Genomic DNA, 12,171 nt, shown 5'->3' on the forward strand with positions numbered 1-12,171 from the left:
ACAACTGCTTGTCCGTTCACTAATACCTCAAAGATTGCTTTTACGATTTCCTTCATCATGATTGTTTCCTCCTTTTGTTGTCTCTTTTGTTTACATCTTTATTGTATAGGGAGGCATCTTTTCGTACTATCGCTTTCCATTACGTGAACATAACAGTTTTGTAAGATTTGATGTCACTTATCGAAATGTTTAGTCTATCTTCATTATTTTCAGAAAAATGACTATTCAAACATGGAATGGGAAAGTATAATAAAGAAGTAAGTATTAAATTCCGTACGAAGGAGGTGAATGAGATGAAACGTTCTTTAGCTGCACGTGCCAAATTTTTAGATTTTATCTATTTTTGTCGTGCGATTTTTCATGATGTAGTTGTTAACGGGATACGTCTGCCCTTTTTTAACAATTGCATAGTAGCTATAGAACGATAGAAATCTCTTCACCCATTTTTAATAAACGTGTGAAAAGGGAGCTATTTAGCTTCCTTTTTCTATGCCGAAAACCATGGGGAATGTTTCTTCACCATGGTTTTTTATATTGAAAGGAGTACGGAAAATGACAATTTGTAGTGTAAATAATGTAATGAAATCTTTTGGTGGAAACATCATATTTGAAAATATATCGCTTGAAATAAAGAATGGTGAACGTGTTGGATTAGTTGGTCGTAACGGTAGTGGAAAGACAACCATTTTTCAGCTTCTAACTGGAATGGAAAGTTTGGATGCAGGGGCCATTCATATGAAGAAAGGTACACGTATTGGTCATGTAGCACAAATTCCGAAATTTGATGAGAGTATGACTGTATATGAGGTATTGAGTTCCGCTTTTAAAATAGAAAAGGAATTAGAAAGAGAAATGCGTGCTTTAGAAAAACATATGGCGGAAGAACAGGAATCTTCTGTTTTACAAAAATTAATGGAGAGATACGGAATCATCCAAGAAAAGTTTGCGTTTCTTGGTGGTTATGAAATCGAAGCGAACATTATGAAGGTAGCAAATGGTTTACAGGTGACAGAACTATTCCCTCGATCATTTCTGGAGCTAAGTGGTGGGGAGCAAACAAAAGTAAGCCTTGCATACATGCTGTTGCAGAAACCAGATTTACTTTTATTAGATGAACCAACCAATCATTTAGATTTATTTGCAGTCGAATGGTTAGAGCAATTTTTAAAAGAATACAACGGAACAGTTATGGTTATTTCACATGATCGCTATTTCCTTGATGAAGTTGTAACGAAGATTTTTGATTTAGAAGATGGAGAGATTCACGTGTATCATACAAACTATTCTCAGTTTGTTGAGGAAAAGGAAGAAAGGTTGCTTCAGGAGTTTCAGGCTTATCAAGAACAGCAAAAGAAAATAAAGAAAATGAAAGAAGCAATTAAGCGACTACGTGAATGGGCAAATCAGGCGAATCCTCCGAATGAAGGATTGCATAAGAGAGCAAGAAGTATGGAACGTGCACTGGAACGTATGGAAAAACTAAAGAAACCTATTTTAGAACGAAAACAAATGGGACTTCAGTTTGAAGGGCAAGAGAGAAGTGGAAAAGATGTTGTTGTAATGAAAGAAGTGAGTAAAGGATTTGCGGAACATCTTTTATTTAACGAAGCAAATTTACATGTTCGTTTTCAAGAGCGTGCAGCTATCGTTGGTCGTAATGGTACAGGAAAGACAACGCTATTAAAGTTATTATTAGAAGAAATAAAACCAGACGCTGGAGAAATTCGAATTGGAAGTAGTGTGAAAATCGGTTATTTATCCCAGCATGCGTACGGAAATATGAAGAGTAATGTATTGGAGGCTTTCAGGGAATGTGTAGCTGTAACAGAGGGAGAAGCGAGACATATATTAGCTAAGTTTCTATTTTATGGTCCAGCGGTGTTTAAGAAAGTAACGCAACTGAGCGGTGGGGAAAAAATGAGGTTAAGACTTGCGCAACTTATGTATCAAGATATCAATTTTTTAATTTTAGATGAGCCGACAAATCATCTCGACATTGAATCGAGAGAAGTTTTAGAGGAAGCTCTTGAACAATATAATGGAACGATTTTAGCTGTTTCACATGATCGTTATTTTTTAAATAAGTTATTTGAAAAGACGTATTGGATTGATGAGCGTAAATTATGTGAGTTTGCAGGGAACTATGCATGGGCGCGTCAAAAGTGGGAGGAAAAGCTCGAGACACAAGTGATAAAGCAGCAACGCCAAGGAAGAAAAAGTATGGAAACAGCCCCTGTAAAAAAGAAAAAAGCTAGGAATGTTGAGGAGATTGAAACCGAGTTAATGCATGTTGAAGAAGATATATATACGCTTGAGTGTAAGATGGAACAAGTAGTTGATGTTGAAATGCTTGAACAATTGTATGAAGAAAAAACGAAGAAAGAGTTGTTACGAGCAGAACTATATAATGAGTTAGAGAATATTGTGGAATAACAAAGTAGAAAGTGAATTCCTTTCAGTTTTACTGAAGGGATTCGCTTTTTTATACTGCTGTTTTGCTTTAAGAGATAAATAAAAGTTGTGTTTCACGTGAAACAGTAAATTTGATAAATCTTTGTTTCGTAACTTGCATAGGTTGTGAAACATAAATAGTATTAGGAGCTTTTTAGATCGGTTAATTATTTCCCGAGACATAAGTATGTGTAACAGCAAAGCATGATTGAAAACAAAAAAAACAGAGTTACAGCTTTACACGCTGAACTCTGTTTTCTTTTTGTGTCGTATCTTCTCTTGTTGAAATGATAATAGCGATCCCGAGCATAATAAAAAAAGCTAAAAAGAGGACGAACTTTGGGAAGAACGGGAATAGTAATAGCGCCCCAACTATCATAATTGTTAATAATACGTAGTGAAGGACGTATTGGAATAGGTTGTCCATGTTTTCGCCCCCTTTTTGGTAATTGGTTATTAGTATTCTATGTTTCATACTGAACGAATAGAAGTGAATCTTTAATTTTTTAATACGAAATAAAAGAGAACGGTTGACATGTTTAAAGGAAAGGAATAATCTTGAAATTAATCCATACTATTTTTATAGGAATAATGAATATAGTTACAGAAAGGAGTCCTATGTTCCTACATCGTTAAAAATTAGGAAGGTAAAGGTGAGAGTGCAATGAAAAATGTTTTTAAAGGAGCAATTGCTACATTTTTGAGTGTATCAGTATTACTAGCCGGATGTGTTCAAGAGGAAGCGAGTACAAACGAAGCTGGGAATGTACCGAGAGTAAAAGATGAATTTATTCAGGCAAGCGACAAAGTAAAAAGTCCCGTAAAAGCAAAAGAAAGAAAAGATACTTTTGTAGTTGGAATGCCGAGTCCTGGAGGGATATTCCTTCCGCATTTTATGGAGAATGGATGGGATGGTAATATAACGCAAGCTATCTTTGCACCTCTTGTTGGACTCGATAAGGAAGGAAAACCCATTCCAATTTTAGCGAAGAAGTGGGATATTTCGGAGGATCAGCTTACATACACGTTCTATTTGAAAGATGGTTTAAAGTTTAGTGATGGATCACCACTAACTGCAGATGATGTAGCATTTACATTAACGCTATTACACGATCCAACTTATAGTGGAGCGACTGATATAAGTCAAACAGCAATAAAGGGGGGGCAAGCGTATAAAGAAGGAAAGGCAACCTCTATTGAGGGAATTCAAGTCATTGATCCGAAAACAATTACGATTACGACTGAAAAGGTAAATGCTCAAACACTATCATTAATCGGTGGAGAAGTTATATCTAAAGCTTATTACGGGAAAGAGTATAAGCAAGGACACTTGGAGTACTTAAAAGAGTTGTATGGGAAGCCGGTGGGAGCAGGAGCTTATAAGTTAGATAAATATATTCCTGGTCAAGAGGTTCGATTTGTAGCTAATGAAAATTATTTTGAAGGAAAACCGAAGATTGAGCACTTTATTTATAAAATTTCAAAAGGTGATACAAAGCTACAACAATTTCAAGCCGGGGAAGTAGATTATGATGGTTTTACGACAAACACGGAGACGATTGAACAGTTAAAGGATTTAGGTTTTGCCAATATTAATGTATATACAGGAAGCTCTTACGGCTACATTAAAATGAATTATAAGAAACCATACTTTAAAGATAAGCGTGTCCGCCAAGCATTTATTTACGGATTAGAGCGTCAAAAAGTTGTTGATACGTATTTCCAAGGTTATGCTTCACTCGTTAATGTACCGATTACGCCAGTTTCTTGGGCGTATACAGAAGAAGGTATTAATAAATATGAGTATAACTTAGAGAAAGCAAAGAAATTATTGGATGAGGCTGGATGGAAAGCTGGTTCAGATGGAATCCGCGAAAAAGATGGTCAAAAATTGAAGGTAAGTTATTTTGCTTCTTCTGCAAGTAAAATAAATGATGTAATGATCCCGGTGATGAAAGAGGATTATAAAAAGCTTGGTGTAGAGTTTAACCCAGAATACATGGACTTTAATACGATGATTTCAAAAGTGATAAAAGGTGATTATGATTTAGCAATGGTATCTACGCCAATGATTGATGATCCGAGTGGAACAATTGAGGAGTTTGTTTCAACAAGTAAACGAAACTATGATGGATATCATAATCCGAAAGTAGATGAATTAGCGAAGCAGGCACTAGAAACATTAGATATTGAAAAACGAAAAGAAATTTATAAAAAGTTGTACCAGGAGTTGAGTGAAGATCCGCCTGTAATCTTCTTAAATAATAGTAAAGTTGTGTCTGCACATCATGCACGCATTCAAGGATTACAAGAAGATAACTATAACGGTATCTTGTTAAGTTTACCTAAATTAAAGATAGAACAATAATTTTGAAAAAATTCTCAAAATATTTATTTAGAAAGAATTGACAAAATATAACGGACGATATAAGCTAATAACCATAAAGTCTACCGGAAAGGTCGGAATAGGATTGTTACCCCTCAAAAACATCTATTTTTTTACGATTAAAACCGACTTTTCCGATTGGCTATAAATATGCTGTGGGAGGCATACATAAGCTAATAAGTTCAAAGGGTATCACTATTAAAAAGTTAGGGTGGGGACAATGAAGAAAAAGACAAAAAAATGGGCTGGTGTATTTTCGGTATTACTGAGTAGTTCGCTTGTGTTATCTGCTTGTGGGGGACAGGAAGAGACGGCTTCTACAGAGCCAGTTAAACAGCAGGATTTAAAAAATATAAAAATTGAAAAGATTGCTGCGACAGATAAAACGAAAGTACCAGATAAAGCGAAGGATAGAAAAGATACGTTAGTAGTTGGGATTAACAAACCAGGAGGCGTATTTTTACCATATTTCCAACAAAATGGTTGGGACGGAAACGTAACTTCAGTTATTTTTGCATCTCTCATATCAACCGATAAACAAGGGAAACCAATTCCAGAATTAGCTGAGAAGTGGGACGTTTCTTCTGATCAGTTAACATATACATTCCATTTACGTAAAGATTTGAAATTTAGCGACGGCTCGCCATTAACAGCGGATGATGTAGCGTTTACATTGACGCTTTTACACGATAAGGCATATGAAGGCGAAGTGGACATCTCTCAATATGCAGTTAAAGGTGGTAAAGAATATAAAGAAGGAAAAGCAACTTCAATTGAAGGTATTCAAGTTGTCGATCCACAAACAATAAAAATTACGACTGAAAAGGTTAATTCACAAGCTATATTTGTTTTTGGTAACGCGGTACTATCAAAAGCTTATTACGGAAAAGATTACAAACAAAATACAAGTTTAGATTACTTAAAAGATCTATATGGCAAACCACTAGCTGCGGGTCCATATAAATTTGAAAAGTATATTCCAGGTCAAGAAGTTCGTTTTACAGCAAATGAAAATTACTATGCGGGTAAACCAAAAATTCAAAACTTCATTTATAAAATTACTTCTGGCGATACGAAGTTGCAGTTATTTCAAACAGGTGAGGTTGACCACACTGGCTTAGGTACTGGTGACGAAGTTCTTGAACAGGCTAAAGCTTTAGAATTCGCAAATATCCAAATCGAAACAGCACCATCATTTAGTTATGTTTATATGAATCATAATAAGCCGTATTTAAAGGATAAAAAGGTTCGCCAAGCGCTTATCTACGGATTAGATCGTAAAAAATATGTTGATACAGCATACAAAGGATACGGTACGGTAGCGAATGTACCAATTCATCCGACTTCTTGGGCTTACACAGAAGAAGGCGTTAATAAATATGAGTATGACAAAGAAAAAGCGAAAAAGTTACTAGATGAAGCAGGGTGGAAAGTTGGTTCGGATGGAATTCGGGAAAAAGATGGTCAAAAATTAAAACTTTCGTATTTCGGTCCAAGTTCGGCTAAAGATAGTGATTTATTAATTCCAATTGCTAAAGAGAATTATAAAGAGATAGGTGTAGAATTTAACCCTGAATTCATGGACTTTAATACAATGCTTTCAAAAGTTAATAAAGGTGATTATGACTTAGCTTCTGTTTCAACACCGATTACAAGTGACCCAAGTGAAACAGCTGGTGAATATTTATCTAGTGCGAATGAGAAGAGTCTTGGTTATAAAAATGCAAAAGTAGATGAGTTAATTCAAAAAGGTATAGAAACGGTAGATATTGAAAAACGTAAACCAATCTATAAAGAACTTTATAAAGAATTAAGTGATGATCCACCAGTAATTCTCTTAAACTATCGCAGAACAATTACTGGTTATAACGGGAATATAAAAGGAATTGATCCTGAAAAATACAATAGTATTAGTGCAAACTTACCAGTATTATCATTTGAAAAATAACGAGAAGAATGTATAAGTAGAAGACATTTTTTCATTCGGCTAGTAATATGCTGATTCGAAAAAATGTTCTTCTATTTTAAGCATAAGATTGGAGAGAAAAAGGGTGAAAACGTATATCGTTCGTAGGTTGTTACAAATGATTCCTACACTTTTGGGAACGTCAGTTGTTATTTTCTTCCTGTTTGCACTTCTTCCAGGGGATTATATTGATTCGAATCCTAAGATTACACCGCAAAGGGCGGAAGAGCTTCGGGAATTGTACGGATTAAATAAGCCAATTGTTGAACGCTATTTTCACTGGCTAGGTAATGCGTTACAAGGAGACTTTGGTTTTTCGCTTCAATATCAAGAACCTGTAACATCACTATTAAATAAATTTATTTGGAACTCTTTTATTGTAGCAATTGTTGCATTGTTTTTTATTTGGCTAATCGCACTTATTATCGGTGTATTTTCAGCGACGAAGCAACATTCTTTATTCGATAAGCTTGTAACAATTGGTATCTTTGCAGCAATGTCATTTCCTTCATTTTTTATAGGTCTGTTTCTAATTAAGGTGTTCGCAGTGGATCTTAAATTATTGCCGATAGGTGGAATGATTGATGTTGGCAGTAATTCAACAGGATTTGCTTACGTGATAGAAGTTGCAAAACATATGATTTTACCAGTATTTATTTTGACACTTCTCGGGGTTGGCTCGCTAACTCGTTATTTTAGAACAAGTATGTTAGAGGTTGTAAGACAAGATTACATACGAACGGCACGAGCAAAAGGGTTAAAAGAGAAGACTGTTATTTATAAACATGCATTAAAAAACGCCATTTTACCGGCTATTACATTGCTTGCGTTTGAGTTACCTGGATTGTTTTCTGGAGCGATTATTATTGAACAAATTTTTAACTGGCCAGGGATTGGCGGTATTCAATTGGAAGCACTAAATTTCCGTGATTATACAGTATTGATGGCATTTACGATGTTTCTTTCTTGTTTAACAATTGTTTCAAACTTTTTCGCAGACATTGTATATGCAGTTGTTGATCCACGCATTCGGTTGAAGTAAAGGGGGGAAACGAGATGGAAACTGTTACAGCGATTGCAGAGAAGAAAGAAAAAAAGAGAAGGAAAAATGAATCATCACCGTGGCGACAAGCTCTTAAAAAGATAAAGAAAAATAAGATGGCGCTCGTAGGATTGTATGCATTAATTTTTATGTTTATATTTTGTTTTATCGGTCCGTTCTTTTCACCATATGCATCAGGGAAAATACAAGTTGCGTTAATTAATAAACCACCTAGTTTTTCTCATTGGCTTGGTACAGATCAATTAGGGAGAGATATTTTAACGAGACTTATGCAAGCGGGACGAATTTCATTAACGATTGGCCTAGCTTCAATGGTTTTATCAGTGATACTAGGGGCTGTATTAGGGGCTATTGCAGGTTTTTATCGTGGCATCGTTGATAATATTATTATGCGTCTTGCCGATATTTTAATGTCGATGCCAGGATTACCGCTACTTATTATAATGGGTGCGATTTTATCAGAGTGGAAAGTACCGTCTGATTATCGTTTGTATGTCATTATGATTATTTTAAGTTTAGTAGGATGGCCGGGGCTTGCACGGCTTGTAAGAGGTCAAATTTTATCACTTAGAGAGCAAGCATTTATGCAAGCTGCTGATGTGCTAGGTATAAAAGATTACCGGAAAATTATATATCACTTAATTCCTAATGTTTTACCAATATTAATTGTTGTATCCACATTAGGTGTTGCAGGTTCTATTTTAGGGGAGTCCGCACTAAGCTACTTAGGTCTCGGAGTCGTCCCACCTACACCGTCATGGGGGAATATGATTAGCGCAGCGAACTCATTAATTGATTTTCAAAAGCGTCCGTGGTTATGGATTCCGCCTGGTTTTGCAATTTTTATAACAGTTGTATCCATTAATTTACTTGGTGATGCACTTCGTGATGCGTTAGATCCAAAGATGAGACGGTAGGTGAGGGAATATGAGTAAAGCGGTAGTAGAGTTGAAAGACTTACAAACACACTTTCAGACAGAAGAAGGAACAGTAAAAGCTGTGAATCATGTTAGTTTTACAGTTCGAGAAGGTGAAACTGTTTGTGTTGTAGGTGAATCTGGTTGCGGGAAAAGTGTAACGGCTTTATCTATTATGGGACTTATTGCTGAATCAGGCAGTGTAGTAGGTGGAGATATTTTATATGAAGGAAAAAGTCTTTTAGGAATGAAAGAGAAAGAGCTTCGTAGTTTACGAGGTAATGATATTGCGATGATTTTCCAAGAACCGATGACATCGCTGAATCCGGTCTTCACTGTAGGGGAACAGATTGTAGAGACGTTAAGGGAGCATGAATTACTTAGTAAAAACGAAGCGTATAAGAAAGCAATTGAGTTAATTCGTAAAGTAGGCATAGCTCGTGCTGATGAAATTGTCCATTCTTATCCGCACGAACTGAGTGGTGGAATGTTACAGCGTATTATGATTGCTGTTGCACTTAGTTGTAATCCGAAGTTATTAATTGCTGATGAACCGACAACGGCTCTTGATGTTACGATTCAAGCTCAAATATTAGACTTATTAAGACAAGTAAAAGAGGAATTTAAAACATCAATTTTATTAATTACACATGATTTAGGCGTTGTAGCAGAAATGGCTGATTACGTTGTCGTTATGTATGGCGGGAAAGTTATTGAAGAAGCCCCAGTACTAGAGATATTCAAAAATCCGAAACACCCGTATACGAAAGGTTTGTTGAAATCAAAACCAGTGATGGGTAAACGAATAGATAAACTATATTCTATTCCAGGGCAAGTTCCTAATTTAGTTGGTTTAGATGAGTTTTGCTACTTTAGCGGCCGTTGTGAGCATTGTATGGAAATATGTAAAGAAGAAGCGCCAAGTTTGAATGTACATGATGAGAATCATAAAGTTGCTTGCTGGTTATATGAGGAGCGTGCGGAACAATGAGTGAACCATTACTAGAAGTAAAAAACTTAAAAACATATTTTCCAATTAAAGGCGGCATATTTAGTAGAACGGTTGGACATGTAAAAGCAGTTGATGGGGTAAGTTTTACTATTAATAAAGGTGAAGTGTTCGGCCTCGTTGGTGAATCGGGAAGCGGAAAAACGACGATAGGAAAAACAATTTTACGTCTCGTCCAAAAAACGGAAGGGGAAGTGAAGTTTAAAGGGCAAGATGTTCACTCTTTATCTAAGGAAGAATTGAGAAAACATCGTCCTAATATGCAACTTGTTTTCCAAGATCCATTTAGCTCATTAAATCCGAGAATGAGAATTGGGGAAGCGCTTGGTGAGCCGATGTTAGCTCACGGATTAGCCACGAAAGAAAATGTTCGTGAGAAGGTGACAGAAGTATTAGATTTATGTGGTTTAGCCCCATATCATATTGACCGGTACCCTCATGAATTTTCTGGTGGACAACGTCAACGTATCGTTATCGCAAGAGCTATGGTATTAAATCCAGAATTTATTGTAGCTGACGAACCTGTGGCAGCACTAGATGTATCTATTCAAGCACAAATCATTAATTTATTTAGTGAGTTACAGGAGAAAAGGGGACTATCTTATTTATTCATTTCACATGATTTAAGCGTAGTAGAGCATTTATGTACGAAGATTGGAATTATGTATTTAGGAACGATTGTGGAAACAGCGCCACGTGATGAGTTATTTATAAATCCACTTCATCCGTATACAAAAGCATTGTTATCCGCTGTGCCAATACCAGATCCAACAGTGAAGCGAGAGCGAATTATACTAGAGGGTGATATTCCAAGTCCAGCGAATCCACCTTCAGGTTGTCGCTTTCATACACGTTGCCCGTTTGCAACAGATATTTGTAAACAAACGGTACCGGAATTCCGTAATGTTGGTGAAGAGCATTTTGTTGCTTGTCATCATGTATAAAAGAGAAGGACTCTTTCAGAAGTTGAAAGAGTCCTTTTTTTATTTACTAGATGAAGTTTGTTTCAATACAAATTGCTCGATTGCATGAGCAACACCATGTTCATTGTTTGTTAATGTGACAACATCACATAGTTTTTTTACATCTTCTTCAGCATTTCCCATTGCAACTGATAAGCCAGCTACTTGTAACATGGGCACATCATTAAAGTTGTCCCCGATCGCAATAGTATCTTCAATTGGTATATTGAAATAAGCAGCCATTTCTTGTAGACCGTTTCCTTTATGACCATGCTTATCCATAATTTCTACATTAGTAGGAGCGGATGCTGTAACTGAAATATCGGTGTCTTCTTGTAGCACGCTTAATAGCTGTGTACGATGCTCTGCGTTAAACGTCAAAATGAAGAATTTAGATATTTCTAATTCTGGATTATTTACAACATCTTCGATTTTTTGGAAATCAGTAATTAAGTTTGATTTCTTTTGTTTTTCTGTAATTCTTTCAAGTTCCTCAAGTGTAACATCTAGTGCATGCTTGTTCTCTTCGAACGCCTGCATGACTTGATCTTGCCATGTATATGGAGAATAAACTCCTTTATTCGTATATAGCTTATAAGGAAAACCTTCAGATTCTAGTAATTTTGCAAGCTTGTATACTTTATCGTTTTGTAAACAACGCGAGTTAATTACTTTTCCATCCACATAAACAATTGCCCCATTGCTCGCTCCAACCGGAAGAGATAGTTTATATTCTTCCAATAATTTTAAAGCATCTTCTTTTGCACGACCAGAACAAATCATAACTATATGACCAGCCTCTTTTGCAGTTTGGATAGCTTGTAAGTTCTCGTTGGAGATTTCAAGATTAGATGATAGTAGTGTACCATCCATATCTAATGCGATTAATTTCAAAATGACCACCTCTTTGCTTTTATTATACATAGTTATATGGAGGAAACATATAAACTTATCTTGGAAAGATTGTATTTTACCTCTCATGAACTATCAGTAAGAATTTGATAGATTCCACTTTATTAATGAAAGATTTATGTTGATTTGTAACAAAAGTAGAGGTGGATATGGGGATGTTTCGTTATATGACTGTAATATTACATGAATGTTACAAATATGAAGTTAGTAGAAAATGCATTAAATCAAGGTTTTTTAGGATGTTTATAAAAAAACGTAAAAAAAGTGTAATAAAATTTACGTAATTATATTGCAACGTAACAATAGTTATGTTACATTAATGTTACAAACGTTACGTTATTAAATTTAATGTAACATCAACATAAAAACTATGAAATAAACATTTCCTAGAAATTACATATAGATAACTTATTAAAAGGAGGATACATAATATGAAAGAGCAAGTATTACAAGTAACAAAAGGTGACTTCGTAGGATCAGCAAGTGGAGCAGTAGTATTAACAGC

General features: G+C 35.5%; 11 protein-coding genes. 9 read left to right on the plus strand and 2 right to left on the minus strand.

The genetic code is table 11. The annotated features are described in order from the left end of the window. Positions 1–293 precede the first annotated feature (293 nt). Positions 294–428 (plus strand): RAxF-45 family protein, encoded by a 135-nt coding sequence (locus MR079_RS25400; protein WP_000830641.1) that lies wholly within the window; start codon positions 294–296, stop codon positions 426–428. Positions 429–552: 124 nt separating this feature from the next. Beyond that, on the plus strand, positions 553–2,433 hold the full coding sequence (gene abc-f, locus MR079_RS25405; protein ID WP_242294860.1) for a ribosomal protection-like ABC-F family protein: 1,881 nt from the start codon (positions 553–555) through the stop codon (positions 2,431–2,433). Positions 2,434–2,680: 247 nt separating this feature from the next. On the opposite strand, the gene MR079_RS25410 is transcribed toward abc-f, so the two are convergent. Continuing rightward, positions 2,681–2,878 (minus strand): hypothetical protein, encoded by a 198-nt coding sequence (locus MR079_RS25410; protein WP_000369258.1) that lies wholly within the window; start codon positions 2,876–2,878, stop codon positions 2,681–2,683. A gap of 237 nt (positions 2,879–3,115) precedes the next feature. Between MR079_RS25410 and MR079_RS25415 the strand changes: the two genes are divergently transcribed. From MR079_RS25415 to MR079_RS25440, 6 genes are all read left to right on the plus strand, one after another. Continuing rightward, a complete protein-coding gene (locus MR079_RS25415; protein ID WP_242294861.1) occupies positions 3,116–4,819 on the plus strand; it encodes an ABC transporter substrate-binding protein in 1,704 nt (567 codons plus the stop codon). Positions 4,820–5,057: 238 nt separating this feature from the next. Next, positions 5,058–6,785 carry an ABC transporter substrate-binding protein gene (locus MR079_RS25420; RefSeq protein WP_073530328.1) on the plus strand — a complete coding sequence of 576 codons (1,728 nt, stop codon included), beginning with the start codon at positions 5,058–5,060 and terminating at the stop codon, positions 6,783–6,785. A 103-nt stretch (positions 6,786–6,888) separates the two neighbouring features. Further along, entirely contained in the window at positions 6,889–7,845 is a 957-nt protein-coding gene (locus tag MR079_RS25425; RefSeq protein ID WP_139869628.1) for an ABC transporter permease, read from the plus strand. Between the two features lie 14 nt (positions 7,846–7,859). Then, positions 7,860–8,783 (plus strand): oligopeptide ABC transporter permease, encoded by a 924-nt coding sequence (gene opp4C, locus MR079_RS25430; protein WP_242294862.1) that lies wholly within the window; start codon positions 7,860–7,862, stop codon positions 8,781–8,783. A gap of 10 nt (positions 8,784–8,793) precedes the next feature. Then, positions 8,794–9,774 carry an ABC transporter ATP-binding protein gene (locus MR079_RS25435; RefSeq protein WP_000030795.1) on the plus strand — a complete coding sequence of 327 codons (981 nt, stop codon included), beginning with the start codon at positions 8,794–8,796 and terminating at the stop codon, positions 9,772–9,774. Continuing rightward, positions 9,771–10,736: an ABC transporter ATP-binding protein gene (locus MR079_RS25440; protein ID WP_242294863.1), complete on the plus strand. Its 966-nt coding sequence runs from the start codon at positions 9,771–9,773 to the stop codon at positions 10,734–10,736. The genes MR079_RS25435 and MR079_RS25440 overlap by 4 nt, the downstream gene beginning before the upstream one ends. Before the next feature lie 39 nt (positions 10,737–10,775). Here MR079_RS25440 and MR079_RS25445 read toward each other — a convergent pair whose 3' ends face one another. Beyond that, positions 10,776–11,648 carry a Cof-type HAD-IIB family hydrolase gene (locus MR079_RS25445; protein WP_242294864.1) on the minus strand — a complete coding sequence of 291 codons (873 nt, stop codon included), beginning with the start codon at positions 11,646–11,648 and terminating at the stop codon, positions 10,776–10,778. 449 nt (positions 11,649–12,097) lie between these two features. Between MR079_RS25445 and MR079_RS25450 the strand changes: the two genes are divergently transcribed. After that, the coding region (locus tag MR079_RS25450) for a DUF3948 family protein (protein ID WP_002101907.1) at positions 12,098–12,171 on the plus strand (74 nt) is incomplete at its 3' end.

Origin of the sequence: Bacillus cereus group sp. BfR-BA-01381, from assembly GCF_022663555.1 — a bacterium.
In the GTDB taxonomy this organism is placed as follows: Bacteria; Bacillota; Bacilli; order Bacillales; family Bacillaceae_G; genus Bacillus_A; species Bacillus_A pacificus.

Coding starts and splice junctions, on each gene's coding strand:
- MR079_RS25400 (WP_000830641.1), top strand. CDS start 294: ATGAAACGTTCTTTAGCTGCACGTGCCAAATTTTTAGATTTTATCTAT.
- abc-f (WP_242294860.1), top strand. CDS start 553: ATGACAATTTGTAGTGTAAATAATGTAATGAAATCTTTTGGTGGAAAC.
- MR079_RS25410 (WP_000369258.1), bottom strand. CDS start 2,878: ATGGACAACCTATTCCAATACGTCCTTCACTACGTATTATTAACAATT.
- MR079_RS25415 (WP_242294861.1), top strand. CDS start 3,116: ATGAAAAATGTTTTTAAAGGAGCAATTGCTACATTTTTGAGTGTATCA.
- MR079_RS25420 (WP_073530328.1), top strand. CDS start 5,058: ATGAAGAAAAAGACAAAAAAATGGGCTGGTGTATTTTCGGTATTACTG.
- opp4C (WP_242294862.1), top strand. CDS start 7,860: ATGGAAACTGTTACAGCGATTGCAGAGAAGAAAGAAAAAAAGAGAAGG.
- MR079_RS25435 (WP_000030795.1), top strand. CDS start 8,794: ATGAGTAAAGCGGTAGTAGAGTTGAAAGACTTACAAACACACTTTCAG.
- MR079_RS25440 (WP_242294863.1), top strand. CDS start 9,771: ATGAGTGAACCATTACTAGAAGTAAAAAACTTAAAAACATATTTTCCA.